At 72.0% G+C, this 15,559-nt stretch carries 13 protein-coding genes; 7 read left to right on the forward strand and 6 right to left on the reverse strand.

The window, feature by feature from the left end; translation table 11 throughout:
* From VF584_20345 to VF584_20375, 7 genes are all read left to right on the forward strand, one after another.
* Window positions 1-289, forward strand: a 289-nt coding sequence (locus VF584_20345) for a phosphopantetheine-binding protein (protein ID HEX8212539.1), incomplete at its 5' end; no start/stop codon positions are given.
* A 31-nt stretch (window positions 290-320) separates the two neighbouring features.
* Window positions 321-4,382: an amino acid adenylation domain-containing protein gene (locus VF584_20350; protein ID HEX8212540.1), complete on the forward strand. Its 4,062-nt coding sequence runs from the start codon at window positions 321-323 to the stop codon at window positions 4,380-4,382.
* Window positions 4,383-4,549: 167 nt separating this feature from the next.
* Complete coding sequence (locus VF584_20355) at window positions 4,550-5,311, forward strand: SDR family oxidoreductase (protein HEX8212541.1); 762 nt, start codon at window positions 4,550-4,552, stop codon at window positions 5,309-5,311.
* A gap of 272 nt (window positions 5,312-5,583) precedes the next feature.
* The gene (locus VF584_20360; protein HEX8212542.1) at window positions 5,584-5,799 is read left to right on the forward strand and encodes an MbtH family NRPS accessory protein; all 216 of its coding nucleotides are present in this window, start codon (window positions 5,584-5,586) and stop codon (window positions 5,797-5,799) included.
* Window positions 5,796-7,115: an amidohydrolase family protein gene (locus VF584_20365; protein HEX8212543.1), complete on the forward strand. Its 1,320-nt coding sequence runs from the start codon at window positions 5,796-5,798 to the stop codon at window positions 7,113-7,115. Before VF584_20360 ends, VF584_20365 begins: the two co-directional genes overlap by 4 nt.
* Window positions 7,099-7,764 (forward strand): hypothetical protein, encoded by a 666-nt coding sequence (locus VF584_20370; GenBank protein ID HEX8212544.1) that lies wholly within the window; start codon window positions 7,099-7,101, stop codon window positions 7,762-7,764. Before VF584_20365 ends, VF584_20370 begins: the two co-directional genes overlap by 17 nt.
* Window positions 7,765-7,796: 32 nt before the next feature.
* Entirely contained in the window at window positions 7,797-9,173 is a 1,377-nt protein-coding gene (locus tag VF584_20375; GenBank protein HEX8212545.1) for an amidohydrolase family protein, read from the forward strand.
* 30 nt (window positions 9,174-9,203) lie between these two features.
* On the opposite strand, the gene VF584_20380 is transcribed toward VF584_20375, so the two are convergent.
* From VF584_20380 to VF584_20405, 6 genes are all read right to left on the reverse strand, one after another.
* On the reverse strand, window positions 9,204-10,478 hold the full coding sequence (locus VF584_20380; GenBank protein ID HEX8212546.1) for a tyrosine-type recombinase/integrase: 1,275 nt from the start codon (window positions 10,476-10,478) through the stop codon (window positions 9,204-9,206).
* A gap of 743 nt (window positions 10,479-11,221) precedes the next feature.
* Window positions 11,222-12,088 carry a hypothetical protein gene (locus tag VF584_20385; protein ID HEX8212547.1) on the reverse strand — a complete coding sequence of 289 codons (867 nt, stop codon included), beginning with the start codon at window positions 12,086-12,088 and terminating at the stop codon, window positions 11,222-11,224.
* A gap of 79 nt (window positions 12,089-12,167) precedes the next feature.
* On the reverse strand, window positions 12,168-12,473 hold the full coding sequence (locus VF584_20390; GenBank protein ID HEX8212548.1) for a hypothetical protein: 306 nt from the start codon (window positions 12,471-12,473) through the stop codon (window positions 12,168-12,170).
* A 215-nt stretch (window positions 12,474-12,688) separates the two neighbouring features.
* Window positions 12,689-13,720, reverse strand: coding sequence for a ParB N-terminal domain-containing protein (locus VF584_20395; protein HEX8212549.1), 1,032 nt, complete (start codon window positions 13,718-13,720; stop codon window positions 12,689-12,691).
* The gene (locus tag VF584_20400) at window positions 13,717-14,466 is read right to left on the reverse strand and encodes a ParA family protein (protein ID HEX8212550.1); all 750 of its coding nucleotides are present in this window, start codon (window positions 14,464-14,466) and stop codon (window positions 13,717-13,719) included. The genes VF584_20395 and VF584_20400 overlap by 4 nt, the downstream gene beginning before the upstream one ends.
* A gap of 193 nt (window positions 14,467-14,659) precedes the next feature.
* Entirely contained in the window at window positions 14,660-15,466 is an 807-nt protein-coding gene (locus VF584_20405; GenBank protein ID HEX8212551.1) for a hypothetical protein, read from the reverse strand.
* Between the last annotated feature and the right edge of the window lie 93 nt (window positions 15,467-15,559).

A 15,559-nucleotide genomic window follows, 5' to 3' on the forward strand; every position in this document is an offset into this window, starting at 1 on the left:
GGCGCTGGCGGGGATCTGGGCGGAGGTGCTGGGGGTGGAGCGGGTGGGGGTGGAGGACGACTTCTTCGCGCTGGGCGGGCACTCGCTGCTGGCCACGCGGGTGGTGGCGCGGGTGCGCGCCGCCCTGGGCGTGGAGCTGCCCATGCGCGCCCTCTTCGAAGACTCCACGGTGGCGCGGGTGGCTGCGCGCGTCGAGCAGCTGCGCACCACCCACTCCACCCCCCTCCCCGCCATCGCTCCCCGGGGGCGCGAGCGCTACCGGACGCAGCTTGCGTCCATCTCCCACTGACCGACCATAGGGGTACCTGAGAACGATGTCCATGACCACGATTTCGGAGCTGCCGTACGGCCAGGAAGCCGGCGCGGTGGACGAGGTGTTCGCCTTTCCGCTCTCGCTTGCGCAGGAGCGGATGTGGTACCTCCACCAGATGGAGCCCGGCAGCGCCCTCTACAACATCCCCTCGGCCATGCGGCTGCGGGGGCCGCTGGACGAGGGCGCCCTTCGCCATGCCCTGGACGAGCTGGTGCGCCGGCACGAGCCGCTCCGCACCACCTTCGGGATGCTGGACGGAGAGCCGGTGCAGGTGGTGCACCCGCCCCGTCCCCTGGAGCTTCCGATGACGGAGCTGCAGGGGGCGGAGGCGGGGCTCCGCGACGAGGCGCTGAGGTCGTGCATGCGCGACGAGGCGGCGCGCCCCTTCGACCTGGCCGCCGGCCCCGTGTTCCGCGCCCAGCTGGTGCGGCTGGCTCCCGACGAGCACACGCTCCTCCTCTCCATCCACCACATCGTCACCGACGGGTGGAGCATGGGGATTCTCCTGCGCGAGCTGGGGGCCCTGTACGCCGCGTACCGGCGCGGCGAGCCGAGCCCCCTCCCCGAGCTCCCCATCCAGTACGCGGACTACGCGATCTGGCAGCGGGAGCACCTGCAGGGGGCGGGGCTGGCCTCGCAGCTGGACTACTGGCGCGAGCGGCTGGAGGGCGCCCCCGCCGTCCTGGAGCTCCCCACCGACCGGCCGCGCCCCCCCGTGGCCTCCTTTCGCGGCGCCACCGAGCGGGTGGCCCTCCCGGCGGAGCTCGCGCGGGCGCTGCGCGCGCTCGCCCAGCGCGAAGGGTGCACCCTCTTCGTGGTGCTCCTCGCCGCATGGCAGGCGCTTCTCGCCCGCTACGCCGGCACCGACGACGTGGTGGTGGGCACCACCGTCGCCAACCGCACGCTCGGCGAAACGGAGGGGCTGGTGGGGCTCTTCTTCAACGTTCTGGCGCTGCGCACGCGCTCGGGCGGCGACCCCAGCTTCCGCGAGCTGGTGGCACGGGTCCGCGAGACCACGCTGGGTGCCCTGCAGCACCAGGACGTCCCGTTCGGCAGCGTGGTGGAGGCGGTGCGCCCGGAGCGCAGCCCCAGCCACGCGCCCGTCTTCCAGGTGCTCTTCGAGCTCCACAACGCCTCGGGGGCCGCGCTCTCCCTTCCCGGCCTGGAGCTGAGCTCGGCCGAGTACGAGCTGGTGACGGCCAAGTACGACATCACCCTCACCCTGGTGGACCGGGCGGACGGGATCGCCGGGGGCCTGCAGTACGCCACCGACCTTTTCGACGCGTCCACCATGCGGCGCATGGCCGGGCACTTCCAGGTGCTGCTGGAGGCGGTGGCGGCCGACCCGGAGGTGCGTCTCTCCAGCGCTCCCCTCCTCACCCCGCCCGAGCGCCAGCGGGAGCTGGGGGAGTGGAACGACACGGCCGCGGAATACCCCCACGTCTGCATCCACCAGCTGTTCGAGGAGCAGGCCAGGGAGACGCCCCATGCCGTGGCCGCCGTGTTCCAGGACGAGCGGCTCACCTACGCGCAGCTGGATGCCCGCGCCAACCAGCTCGCGCACCGGCTCCGGCGCATGGGGGTGGGCCCCGAGTCGCGGGTGGCGCTCTGCCTGGAGAGGGGGCTGGAGCTGCTGGTGGCCTTCTTCGGCGTGCTCAAGGCGGGGGGCGCCTACGTTCCCCTGGACCCCACCCACCCGGCCGAGCGGCTGCGCTACATGCTGGAGGACAGCGGGGCCGGCGTCCTCCTCACGCAGAGCTGGCTGGTGGACGGGCTGCCGCCCCACGGGGCCGAGGTGCTGGCGCTGGACACGCTCGCGCTCGCGCACGAGCCGGCCACCCCTCCGCGGAGCGGGGTGACGCCGGAGAACCTGGCGTACATCTACTACACCTCCGGCTCCACCGGGCGCCCCAAGGGGGTGGTGATGCACCACTACGGCCCCGCCAACTACTTCGCCTGGTGCCGGCACGCCTACCGCGCCGCGGGGGGGCGGGGGGCGCCCATCCTCTCGTCCATGGCGGTGGACCTCACGCTGGCCAACTTCCTCCCCCTGTTCACGGGGGCGCAGGTGGTGCTCCTTCCCGAGGGGCCCGGGGTGGACGCGCTGGCCGACGCCATCCGCGAGGGGCCGCCCTTCGGGATGATCAAGATCACCCCCACCCACCTCGCCCTCCTCACCGCCCTCCTCACCCCGGAGGAGGCGGCGGCCAGCACCGGGGTGCTCGTGATCGGGGCGGACAACCTGATGGGCGAGTCCACCGTGTTCTGGCAGGAGTCGGCGCCGGACGTCACGCTGATCAACGAGTACGGGCCCACCGAAACGGTGGTGGGGTGCTCCATCTACACCCTCCCCCCCGGCGCCCACCGGGAGGGGCGCGTCCCCATCGGCCGCCCCATCCCCAACCTCACCATGTACGTGCTCGACGAGCGCATGGAGCCGGTGCCGGTGGGGGTGCCCGGAGAGCTCTACATCGGCGGCGTGGGGGTGGCGCGCGGCTACCTGAATCGCGCGGCGCTCACCGCCGAGAAGTTCGTTCCCGACCCGTTCAGCCCCCGGGCCGGCGAGCGCCTCTACCGCACCGGCGACCAGGCGCGCCGGCTGGCCGACGGGAACATCGAGTTCCTGGGCCGCCGCGACTTCCAGGTCAAGATCCGCGGCTACCGCATCGAGATCGGCGAGGTGGAGAGCGTGCTGCGCCAGCAGCCCTCCGTGCAGGACGTGCTGGTGATGGCGCGCGAGGACCGGCCGGGTGACCCGCGCCTGGTGGCGTACGTGGTGCCCCGGGGAGAGGGGGCGGAGCCGGAGCTCCGCCAGGCGCTGCGGGCCCGGGTGCCGGAGTACATGATCCCTTCCGCCTTCGTGTTCCTGGAGCGGCTCCCCGCCGGCTCCACGGGAAAGGTGGACCGGAAGCTCCTTCCCGCCCCCGAGGCGCGCCCGGCGCTGGAGGAGGCCCCCGGCGCCCCGGACGACCCGCTGGAGCTGCGCATGGTGGAGGTGTGGGAGGAGGTGCTGGGGGTGCACCCCGTGGGGGTCGACGACGACTTCTTCGAGCTGGGCGGCAACTCGCTCCTTTCCGTGCGCCTGCTGGCCCGCATCCGCCGGGCCTTCGGCTGCGACTTCCCCCTCGCCGCCCTGGTCACGGGGGGGACGGCCCGGGCCGCGGCCGCGGCGGTGCGCGACGCCCTGGGCGCCCTCCCCACCGTGGCCACGCCGCTGGTGGCGATCCGGCCAGAGGGGGGGCGGGCGCCCCTCTTCTGCGTGCACCCGGCGGGGGGCGGGGTGCTGGGCTACGTGGCGCTGGCCCGCCACCTGGGCGCGGACCAGCCCGTGTACGGGCTGCAGGACCCGCTCTACGCGGAGGGGGAGCGCTCCGATCTCCCCGTGGAGGAGCTGGCGGCGCGCTACCTGGAGGCGATCCGCCCGGTACGCGGGAGCGGGCCCGTGCGGCTGCTGGGGTGGTCGTTTGGCGGGGTGGTGGCCTTCGAGATGGCCCGGCAGCTCCGCGAGCGGGGCGAGGAGGTGGGCCTCCTGGCCCTGCTGGACACCATCGCCCCCACCGCGGACTACGCCGCCTTCTTCAACGACACGGAAGAGGTGGAGAGCAAGGTGCTCTTCGGCATCGCGCGCGAAGCGGCCGCATCGCGCGGGAAGGCGCTCGGCCTCCGCTACCACGAGGTGCGCGAGGCCGAGGGCGAGGAGCGGCTGGCCCGCGTGGTGGAAGCGCTGAAGCGCGCGGGGGTGGTGCACGCGGACACCCCTCCCTCGGCCATGGATGCCGCGCTCCGGCAGTGGTGGTCGCGCATGGAGCTGCTCCACCGGTACGTTCCCCGCCCCTACGCGGGAGAGATCACCCTGTTCCGCGCCCAAGGGGTGGACGAGCAGGTGCAGGAGGCGTGGCCGGAGCTGGCCGAGCGCTTCCTGCGCGACCCCACCCGCGGCTGGGCACCGCTCGCCTCGCACCCCGTGCGCGTGGTGGAGGTTCCCGGCGAGCACGCCACGCTGGGCACCGAGCCGCACGTGCGCACGCTGGCCGCCCGGCTCGCCGAGTGCCTCGGCGGCCCCGGGTGACGGAGGCCCTCTACGCGGTTAGGGGAAGTCCTGAGTGCTGAGTCCTAAGTGCTAAACAGCGGCTGACTAAGCACTCAGGACTCAGCACTCAGCACTCAGCACTCAGCACTTTGCACTTTGCACTTTGCACTTCGGTTTCCGGCAAGATCACACGCACAGGAGAGCGAGTGGAGATCAGGAATGCGCGCGCGGTGGTGACCGGGGCGGCGAGCGGGCTGGGCTACACCTTTGCGCTGGAGCTGGCCCGCGAAGGGGCGGCGGTGGTGGCCGGCGACATCGACGAGGAAGGGCTGGCGCGGCTGGCGGCCGAGGGCGCCGGGCTCCCGGGCAGGATCTCCACCGCCCGGGTGGACGTGGCCGACGAGGCGTCGGTGCGCGAGTTCGTGGAAGGGGCCTTCGGCACCCTGGGGATGGTGAACGCCCTGGTCAACAACGCGGGGGTGCTCCTGGACGGCCTGCTGGTGAAGCGCGAGGCCGGCTGGGTGAGGAAGCTTCCCACCGCGCAGTGGCAGCGCGTGCTGGACGTGAACCTCACCGGCAGCTTTCTCGCCGCGCGCGAGGTGGCGGCGGGGATGCTGGAGCGGCGCCTCAGGAACTGCGTCATCGTGAACATCTCGTCGCTGGTGCGCGGGGGGAACGAAGGGCAGTCCGCGTACGCCGCTTCCAAGGCGGGGCTCGACGCCGTCACCCGCACCTGGGCCGCGGAGCTCGCGCCGTACGGGATCCGCGTGGGAGCCATCGCTCCCGGCCTGGTGGACACCCCCATCCTCCAGCACGTCTCCGACGAGGCGAAGGAGGCCCTAATCCAGCGCATCCCCCTGCGCCGCCTGGGGACCACGCGCGAGATCTGGCTGGCGCTGCGCTTCATCATGGAATGCGACTTTTTCAACGGAAAGGTGATCGAGGTGGACGGCGGCGCGGTGGTGTGACGGTGGGGCTGGAGGATGGCGGATATGGCAAAAATTTTGCGTGTGGAGGAACGCCGGGACGTCCCGCGAGGGAGGCCCGCCGAACGGCGCGCCCCCCGTTCCTCCCCGTCCACGCACACCCTTCCAGCGGTACCGGGCGGCAGAGGAACGCCGTTCCGCGAAGCATCCATGGAAAAAATTCCGGCGGGTGCCGGTTTACCGGGGCACGGGCCCCGCGAGCGGGCGGCAGAGGGTGTGCCGCGCCTTCATCCACTCTGGCAGTGAGAACGTAGATGAGCGATGCGGATCGTGATGACCAGACGGTGTACACCGTAGTCCTGAACCACGAGGAGCAGTACTCCATCTGGCCCGCGGGGCGGGAGATTCCGAACGGGTGGAGCGAGGCGGGGAAGACGGGGACCAAGGCGGAGTGCCTCGAATACGTCGACCAGGTGTGGACCGACATGCGCCCGCTCTCCCTGCGCAAGCAGATGGAAGCCACCGGTTGACCACCCTTCCGCGGGCCGAGGTCATTCCCCCGGCCCGCTCCTCCACCCCTCTCCGGCCCGCCATGCCCCCGTCCCCGCCGCTTCTCCTCTGCCCGGGAGCCCTGTTCGACGCCCCGGCTGGAAGGCTCGTGCGCGGGATGCGGGTGCTGGTGCGCGGCGGCCGCGTGGAGGCCGTGGGCAGGGGGGTGGAGGCCCCGGAGGGCGCCCGGGTGGTGGAGATGCCGGGGTGCACCCTCCTTCCGGGGCTGATCGACACCCATACCCACCTCCTGCTGGAGGCCGCCCCGGACGAGGGGATGGGGGCCGCGACCCTGCGCTCCGTGGTGCTGGAGGGCGAGGCGCTGCGCACGCTGCGCGGCGCCGGCCGCGCGCGCAGCTACCTGGACGCGGGGATCACCACCGTGCGCGACCTGGGGAACGCGGGGGTGTTCTGCGACGTCGCCCTGCGCGACGCGATCGCGGAGGGGAGCGTGCCGGGGCCGCGCATGTACGTTTCAGGCCCGGGGCTGAGCCCGGCCGGCGGCCAGGCGGACGGGCTCCAGTATCGCCACCGCGCCCTCGCGGGCGAGGAGTACCGGGTCGTGGCCGGCGTGGCCGACGCGGTGGCGGCGGTGCGCGAGCACGTCTTTCAGGGGGTGGACCTGCTCAAGGTGTACGCGGACACCCGGCCCAACCGCGCCTTCCTCTCCGTGGCGGAGCTGCGGGCGATCTGCGACGAGGCCCACCTCTTTGGGCTGCGCGTGGCCGCCCACGCCACCGGCGACGCGTCCGTGGAGCGGGCGCTGGAAGCGGGGGTGGACTCCATCGAGCACGCGTACACCGTGTCCACCGGCGCGCTGGAGCGGATGGCGGAGCGCGGGGTGGTGCTGGTGCCCACCGACATGGACACGCTCCTGGGCCGCCGCCACCTGGACCGGCTGCGGCTGGAGCCCCCGCTCACGGAAGAGCAGCTCTCGGACGCCTTCGCCGCTCCCCACGACCGGCTGCGGCGCGCCCTGGCGGCCGGGGTCACCGTGGCGGCCGGCTCGGACATGTACCTGGAGCTGGGGATGCCGCGGGGCGAGGCCGCCCGCCGGGTGCTGTTCGCCTACGCCGAGGCGGGGATGGCGCCCGCCCTGGTGCTGCAGGCCGCCACCTGCAACGCCGCCCGCCTCCTGGGAGAACCCGGGCTGGGCGTGGTGGAGCCGGGGGCGCACGCCGACCTGGTGGCCGTGGAGGGCGACCCCCTGGCCGACCTCCACTCGCTCGACAGGGTGCGGCTGGTGGTGCGGGCGGGCAACATCTGGCGCGGAGAGCATGGTGCCGCGCCCCAGTGAGCACGCGCCGCGCGCGCCCTTCGCGCGACGGAAGATCCCCCGGTGGGTCCGGAAGACGCTGGCCGATTCGACGCTGATCGTGTTCAGCATCCTCCTGGCGCTGGCGGCCGACGGGTGGTGGGAGGAGAGGGAGAACCTGAACCGCGCACGCCGGAGCCTCGTCACCTTTGAGCACGAGATCCAGCAGAACCGGGCCGACCTGAGCAAGCTCCTTCCCTACCACCGCACGCTGGAGCGGTCGTTCTCGCACGCGGCCACCACCCACACCGTGCGCAGCGTGACGGATTGGCACCGCATCGAGGGGTGGGCCGGCGGCTTCCACCCCGCGTTCCTCCTGGACACGGCGTGGAAGACCGCCCTCGCCACCGGGGTCATCTCCCACCTGGACTACGAGACGGTGGCCGCGCTCTCGCGCGTATACGTGCTCCAGGAGCGGCTGGACGCCTACAACCGGTCCACCCTCTCCACCATGGACCCCACCGACGTGGCGATGGCCTCCACGGTGCAGCGTGCCTCCGTCTACCTGCAGGACGTGACCACCTACGAGGAGCTGCTCCTGCGGGAGTACGAGGCGGCGCTGGCCCGCATCCACCGCCACGTGCCCGCGGCGGCCGTGACGGCGCGCCACGGGCCGGGGCAGGGCCCGTGATGCGCTTCTTCCATCCTCCCCTTCCCGCGATCATGAGAACGCCTGCGGTCCCGGTTCTGCTCGCCTGTACCCTCCTGGCCACGCGGGCGCCGGCCCAGGGGCCGCTTTCGCCGCCCCCGGTCGCCATCACGCACGTCACCGTGGTGGACCCGGCGGGCGGGGTGCCGCTCCGCGACGTCACCGTGATCACGGAGGGGGGGCGGATCCGGCAGATCTCGCCCGCCGCCGGGGTGGAGATCCCCACGGGCGCCCTGGTGGTGAACGGGGCGGGCCGCTACCTGATCGCCGGCCTGTGGGACATGCACGTGCACCTGGCCGCGGCGGGGGAGTCGGTCCTCCCCGTCCTGGTGTCGCAGGGGGTGCTGGGCGTGCGCGACATGGGGGGGGGCTTCGAGCAGGTGCGCGCGTGGCGGTCGCGCGTGGAGGCCGGGGAGAGCGTGGGGCCGCGCATCCGCACGGCCGGCCCCATCGTGGAGAATGCCGCGTGGCTGGCGCGGCTCCAGCGCATCCCCGTCGCGGCGGAGTTCATCGCTTCGCAGCCCCGGGTGGGCGTTTCCACGGTGGGGGAAGCGCGGCGGGCAGTGGACTCGCTGGCGGCGCTGGGGGTGGACTTCGTAAAGGTGCGCAACGCGCCTCCCTGGGCGGTGTACTCCGCGCTCGTGCGGCACGCGCACGAGCGCGGCCTAACCGTGGTGGGCCACACCCCCGAGGGCGGGATAGGGCTGCGAGGCGCGCTGCGGGCGGGGCAGCACACCATCGAGCACATCGACGTGCTCGCCCGGGAGCTGAACCCGCTCTCGCCGGCGGAGCGCGGCCAGCTCTTCGCCCTCATGATCCGCGACCACGTGGGGTACACGCCCACCCTCGTCGCCGAGATGACGCGCATCGTGAGGCGGGACCAGGTGGCGGCGGTGGTGGCCGACAGCCTGGGGCTGCGGGACCCCCGCCGGCGGCGCCTCTCACCCGAGCTGCTCTCCTACTGGCGGCTCCAGCAGCGGCTGGATGCGTACGACACCCAAAAGGACTGGAGGGCGCAGATCGAGAGCGCCCTCGGGCACCTCCGCGCGATGAACCGGGCCGGCGTGACGATGCTGGCCGGAACGGACCTGGGGGCGCGGCTCGTCTACCCCGGGTCCAGCCTCCACGACGAGCTCGCCCTTCTGGTGGAGCACGCGGGTCTCTCCCCGCTGGATGCGTTGCGGGCGGCGACCCGGAACGCCGCGGAATCGCTGGGGCTGGGCGAGTGCTGCGGCTCGGTGGAGGTGGGCAAGGCCGCCGACCTCGTCCTCCTGGACGCGGACCCGCTGCAGGACATCCGCAACACGCGGCGCATCCACGCGGTGGTGCGCGGCGGGAAGCTCTACTCGCGCCCCGCGCTGGACTCCCTGACGCGGGGAGAGACCCGGTAGCCCTGCGGCGTAGCTTCCCATGCGATTGAACTACAATTTTTCGGACGTGGGAGATGACGGGGGTAGCGTCTGGCGATCGGCCGCCCTGCGCACGTACGGCACGTGCACCAGGCTCGCCGCCTTCCTCTTCTTCCGCTCGCCGCGCCGGTCGTAGATCATCGTGGTGTTCACGGAGGCGTGGCCGAGCAGGTCCTTGACCGCGGCGATGTCGGCGCCGGCGTCGAGGAGGTCGCCGGCGAGGGTTGCGCGGAGGTCGTGGGGGGAGAAGGGCGGGATGCTGGCCTGCGCGGCGCGGGCGAGAAGGAGCTTGTAGATCGCCTGCGGGGAGAGCGGGGCGATGCGGAGCTTCCCCGTGCGGTGGATCGGGGTGAAGAGCGGGCCGGCCTCGGCGCCGCGCATCGCCAGGTAATCTTCCACGGCGTCGCACGCCGCCCCCTGCACGTAGGTGATGCGCCCTTTGTCTCCCTTGCCGGCGCGCACGTGCACCGCGCCGTCCTCAACGCGGTAGTCGGCCACGGCGAGTGCGGAGCATTCGTCGCGGCGCACGCCGGACCCATATAATACTGAGATGATGGCCGCGTCGCGGACGCCGCGCACCGTGGGGTCCGCCAGGCAGGCGATGAAGAGGGCGCGGATCTCGCCCGGGGTGAGGGAGCGCATCTTCTTGACGCGCTTGCCGCCGATCGGCTCCAGCAGGCAGGCGCGCTCGCGCTGCTCGGCGGTCATGTAGCCGAGCTTCCATGCCTCCTTGAGCACTCCGCGCAGCGCCGCGAGCGCCAGGCTCTTGCTGGCGGGAGCTCCTTCCTGCTCCACGATCACCTGGCGGATGGCGCCCGTCTCGCGATAGCGGAGCTGGTGCCACGCCACGTTCTCGTAGCCATCGGCGCCGGGGTGGCCCAGGATGACGGCGATGCGGCGGAGCTGGCTGCGCATCGCGCGGCGCGAGTGCTCGGAGGCGAACCGGCCGAGGAAACTGCGCGCGATGATGGCCCCCGCGCCGTACTCGTGCAGTTCGGTGAGCCGGGCATCCTCCGCGCCGGTCCGGTCCGCCCACTCCAGGAGGAACGCGCCGAGTGCCCGTGCGGACTCGGGTGTGAGCCGCGGTGCGGCGCCCGTCCGCAGCGCGAGCGCCTCGCGCCCACCGTCCTCGCCTTCCACGCGCACGGCGAGCACACCGACGTCCCCGTCGTGGTACACCTCGCGCCAGCCGACGACGGACGGCATCACGATCTCGTCGGGGGTGCCGCGGTTCGGGACAGGGACGAGTGCATTGCCGGTGGGGATCACGGACGAGTCGGAGGGCATGGAGGGGCGGACGAGGCGAGTCAGGGATGCGCGGCCGCGGGGAGCGCGCCGGCAGTGCTGGGTTCCGATAACTCCCATTATCATACTTCAATTGACGTAGCGCGGGAAGGGCATATCTCTCAGCGTTTTTAGCTTCTGATGGGCCGCAGGAGCAGCTCACGAGAGGCGCACGATCAGAAGCGCCCCCACAGCGGTCCTGCCGCTCGCCAGGACCCTCCCCTACTCCCGCGATTGAGATCGTGCGTTTGAGCGCAATTGTGTGCGTTGTCTTCTCGACAGTCACCGGCAAACTATCCCGCCAGCGGCCGCACGTTGATCGGGCAGCGGATGCGAGTGAGACGTGTGGTCATGGTGGACCCCACGTATGTGCGAGCGGTGGCTACCACCGGGTGCGATGCGGTCGCTGGACAACGACCACGCTGCCACGGTAGCGCCGCGCCCTACTGCCGCGTAGGCGGCGGGACCGGCTGGTCCAGGTGGAAGACGGTCGCCGAGCTCACTGTGCTCTCCACCGAAACCTCCCGCCGTGCGCGCGCACGACCCCGCGCCGCAAGAACAACTGTGCGGCCGGTCAGGTGGGACCCCTGGCGATCTAGCCCGGGGTTACGGGCACAACTCACCTACCCCTGTGTACAGCGCAACCTCATCCCTGTATTACAGAGTCCACGGGAGCGTGCACCACCCACAGTTGCCCATCCGGTTACCGGATGAGGCCCCCTTGCGATCCAGTCCGCACCCCGATCTCACGCAGAGCCTGCGGGCACTGGGAGGCGGAGGCGGCGGACCAGGCGCGCGTCGATCCCGTCCAGCACGTCGCGCTCGACCCGGTATGGAAGCACGGTGATCTGCTTGGCAAGCCACTTCTCAGGATTCCGCCCCTTCCTCCATTTCTCCGTGAGAGTGATCAACCGCACGGTGTCGATCAAGATCCCGGACCACCCCACCGGCAACGCAGCGGTCCACCCTTTGTCGGCATGCTCGACCAGGAGCTCGCCATCTTCTGGTTGGAACGCAGCCGGATCTTCTCCCTCGTCCATCAGCTCGGCAAGGTCGATCACGGGGATCAGGGCCTGGTAGCGGCGGCTCGCGGAGTACGTCGGGTCCGTGACCACGATCCCGTACTCGAGTCCGGTCACATCGCGCACCCTCCCCTCGATCCGGGCCAGGTGCCCGCGGATTGCTCGTCCCCCAGCCAGGGCAGGGCCCCTGCCGATTCCGAGTCCCTGGCGCACCGAAATCAAGCACCCGCGGACGTCTGCAGCGCTCGCCTGATTGGCTGCCTCCTCCAGCACCCGCACGTCCTCCATGAGGAAGCGGGACGTCAGCGTGAAGCTCCCCTTCTTCCACGGGTCGAGCGGTTGGAGGGCAGGGGTGAGCATCCGGTGCGCGGGCGCGCCGTACTGGGTGTGCTCCGTATCCTGCCGGCTCATGAATGCGAGCGTGGCGAAGATCCCCGCGGCGGGGCCGGGGGTATTGTCGTCCTCGCAGTCGTGAAGGAGGAGGTGCGGACGCGAATCCCTCGGATCGGTGGACATCGCCGGGTCCTTGGGACGCCAGAAGACACCGCCCACGGGACGGGTCTCTCCGAGCTTGAAATTCCTGCCGGGCATTCGGTGGCGAGAGGCGTAGAAAGAAGAACGGCCGGGACGATGTGTCGTCCCGGCCGTGCCATGGTGTTCCGAGTCCGCGCTATTGGGCGGCCGCTCGCCGGGCCTTGCGGGTTTCCCCGTATGCGCGGTACGCCGGCAGCGATGCCTCCTGCGCTGCGTAGAAGGCGCGGATGTCCTCTGCCTCCAACGCCTCCGAGCGCTCCGTGGCCATGATCTGCTTCACGCGGTTGCGCTCGCTCCGTGCGGGCACTGCGCGGGTTCGTTGCTGGAGAGCGGTAAGCGGCGGCATCGTGTTCTCGGGTTCGAGGATGGTATAGAAGATATAGCACCCGTGCCGCTCCGTCAAATCGCCGCACCGGCCATGACGGTCCGCCTCCAGATACACCCCCCAACCGCCGGTCGTTGGCCGGTCGCCGTGCCGGCTAAGCAGGTCGACACAATGCAGTCGATCCTCCTGCAACCGCTTGCACTAATCTTCGGCGACTTTCATCCCACCGGGTCAGCCTCACGCTGGTGGACGACTCAGGATGAGCAGGGGCCGGGTTCGCGGAGCCTGGTGCGTGCCGACCGACTGTCTGGTATACAGACAGAAGCCATTCCTCACCCGGCGGTGCGCAACCGCGCGGCCGCGCTCTCAAGCCTGCTGGCCAGCGCCTCCACCTCCGCGGGATCCGCCTCCGAAGCGCGCTCCGCCAGCACGTCCAGCGCACCGGTCATCTTGCCCAGGTAGTGAGTGGCCTGAGCTGGAGTGAGCCGCTCCAGAGGGACACGGATGTTGAGCTGGAACCCGCCCGCGGACGTCGAGGACGCAGGGGCACGGCGCGCTCGCTCCAGCCGCGTGGCGGCCTCGGCGTCGCCGGCGCGGCGCAGCTCCAGCAGGAGAGCACGGGCGGCCGCCGCGACATTCGCCCCTCCCTGCCCCGCCGCCTGGGCCACGCGCTTCAACGCCGCCAGCGGCAGCCGCGCCATCCGCTGGTGGTCTGGCTCGGAGCCGCGCACGACCCCGGCTTCCGCGAGCACGGCGGGCGTGACCGCGCGCGCCACGGCCAGGTACTCGGCGAGCGTCTGGAACTTCTGGTTCGAGCGCCCGGCCACGTCGCGAACCGAGGCGGGGAGCCCGCGCCGGGCCAGCGAGTCCTGCCGCTGCCGCCAGGCGAGCGCCCACTCCCAGGGCGACAGGTCGGTGCGGTCCTGGTTCTCGGCGAGGACGATGGCCTCGGCGCGCTCGTCGTCCGTCTCGTCCACGCGCACGGGGACCAGCCAATTCCCTTCCCCATCCCGCTCCAGCAGTCCCTCCCCTTCCCCGCGCTCCACCAGCCGGCGCAGCGCACGGATGCGCATCTCGCCCGGCATCAGCTCCACCCACCCGGGCCTGGTGGGGTGAGGCCGGCCGCGCGGCTCGTGGATCAGCCCCGTCTCCACGATGCTGTCCGCCAGCTTCTCCACGTCCGGCTCGGCGAAGACGCGGCGCACCTGGAAGGGCGATGCCTCGATGCGATCCAGCCGGACGCTCTGCACCCGCCCTTCCCCGCTCCGCCCGTCGCGGCGCACGTCGTAGGTGCCCACGTTGTCGTCCAGGCGCACCACCGGCGCGGCGAGCGCGCCCCCGGTCTTCCCCAGGCGCCGGCTCATGCCACACCCCGGGCGATAACCGGAGCCGGGGGCGCCACACGGAGCCCGAGCCGCTGGATCACGTCGGCCGAGACCTCGCAGTACGCCAGCGAGCTGCGGCTCTTCGGCGCGGACACGGTTACCGGCACCTCGAAGAGCGCCGCCTCGCCGGCGGGCATCTCGTACGGGATCACCGGTCGCATGCGGGCACCCGGGTAAAGTGCGTCCACCTGCTCCACCATCCACCGGAAAAGGTTGGACTGCAGGTGCGCCAGCGTGAGGAGAATCCGCACCACGGGCACTCTTTTGCCCGCACGCGCCAGCGAGATCACGTCGTGCGACCGCTCCAGGCTCTCCTTCCCCGGCATCGCGGGGATCACCACCAGCCCCGACGCACGGATCGACGCGGTCGTGATGGGGCCCAGCGCGGGGGGCGTGTCGATCACCACCAGGTCGGCGCCCGTTTCCACGGCGCGCCGGATGTGGCGCTCCGCCACGCTCACGTCCGCCGCCTCCATGGACCTTCCGCCGCGCAGCAGCCGCAGGTCCATCTCCGGCTCGCCCTGGAACTGCACCGGGACGAGCTCCGCGGTCAGCGGGTCGGCAACACGCGCGAAGCCGCTCCGGCTGGTGAGGTCTGCCTGCGGGTCGCCGTCCACCATCACCACGCGCAGCCCGGCCTTGGCGGCCAGGTGGGCGACGGCCGCGACGGACGCGGTCTTCAGGGTGCCGCCCTTGGCACCGACGAATGCGACTACCTGGGTCATGGGAGTAGTTGGCGAGGCGGGTACACCGGGGGATTAACTCAGGGAGGGAAGATCAGGGGCGCCGGGGGCCTTTCGCAAGACCCTTGATCGGTATACAACGCGGCCCCGTTGTCTGGTATACAGACGCTCCGGCCCCGCGGGCGAGGAAGGACTTCCCTGCCCTCTCACCCGTCAGCCCGCCGGCCGAGCGCGGTCAGCCGTCGTAGGGGCCAAGCCGCACGGGGCCGAGCCACAGGTAGTAGCGGCCGTCCGCGCCGAGCTCCAGCTCTGGAACGATGCCCGGAGCGAGTACCAGCGGCTCCCCGCCAACCTGCAGCGGAACGCCGGTCGGGAGGTGCATCCGGGTACCGGCCTGAGCGCGACCCGCCGTGGAAGCGCGCCGTTCCGCCGGCGGGGCGGGGGAGGGGGTGCCGTCCAGCAGCCGCAGCCGCACCATGCGGTTGGGGAGGTCGGAGCGCTCCACCAGCGCCAGCCGCTCCAGCACCGCCAGCGACTGGGTGACGCGCGTTCGCCCGTACAGCACCGCTTCCACCAGCCGCGGGATGGTGGTGGCCGCCACACCCTGATCATCCGCCGTACGCACGATCTCGCGCAGGAGCGCCGTGGCGGGGCCGGCCAGCTCGCCGCCGCGACGGATGCGCGCCTTCGCGGCGCCGGCATCGACCGCGGCCAGTGCGGGGCACTCACACAGCACATCCGCCTCGATGCGGTACCCCCGCTCGGCCGGCGTGAGCAGCTGCGCCGTTTCGAGGTCCGCCAGCGCGGTCTCCGCCTCGTCCAGGGTGAGCAGGGCGTCGTCCGCCATCCGCCCAACGCGGAGCTCCGCCGGTACCGTCCACCAGCGGGCATCCGCTCCCACGGTCAGCTTCGCCGCGTCGCACACCTCCGCGAAGAATGCGACGGCCGCGCGCACTCGCCCCGCCTCCATCTCCTCTCCCAGGCGCGCGCGAACCAGCACGGTGCTGGGCGCCAGTAGACGCCCGCCGTGCAGCGGAAGCACGCCGGCGTCACGCGCGGAGGGTAGGGGAGAAGGGGACGGGCGAGTCACGGGTTGTCCACGCTTCCGGCTGTGGCCCTGCGCCACTTCCGGTGG

The sequence above is a fragment of the Longimicrobium sp. genome (assembly GCA_036389135.1).
Taxonomy (GTDB): domain Bacteria; phylum Gemmatimonadota; class Gemmatimonadetes; order Longimicrobiales; family Longimicrobiaceae; genus Longimicrobium.

Excerpts from the sequence above, each read along its gene's own strand:
- VF584_20350 (HEX8212540.1), top strand. The coding sequence starts at position 321 with ATGACCACGATTTCGGAGCTGCCGTACGGCCAGGAAGCCGGCGCGGTG.
- VF584_20380 (HEX8212546.1), bottom strand. The coding sequence starts at position 10,478 with ATGCCCTCCGACTCGTCCGTGATCCCCACCGGCAATGCACTCGTCCCT.
- VF584_20360 (HEX8212542.1), top strand. The coding sequence starts at position 5,584 with ATGAGCGATGCGGATCGTGATGACCAGACGGTGTACACCGTAGTCCTG.
- VF584_20395 (HEX8212549.1), bottom strand. The coding sequence starts at position 13,720 with ATGAGCCGGCGCCTGGGGAAGACCGGGGGCGCGCTCGCCGCGCCGGTG.
- VF584_20375 (HEX8212545.1), top strand. The coding sequence starts at position 7,797 with ATGAGAACGCCTGCGGTCCCGGTTCTGCTCGCCTGTACCCTCCTGGCC.
- VF584_20385 (HEX8212547.1), bottom strand. The coding sequence starts at position 12,088 with ATGCCCGGCAGGAATTTCAAGCTCGGAGAGACCCGTCCCGTGGGCGGT.
- VF584_20400 (HEX8212550.1), bottom strand. The coding sequence starts at position 14,466 with ATGACCCAGGTAGTCGCATTCGTCGGTGCCAAGGGCGGCACCCTGAAG.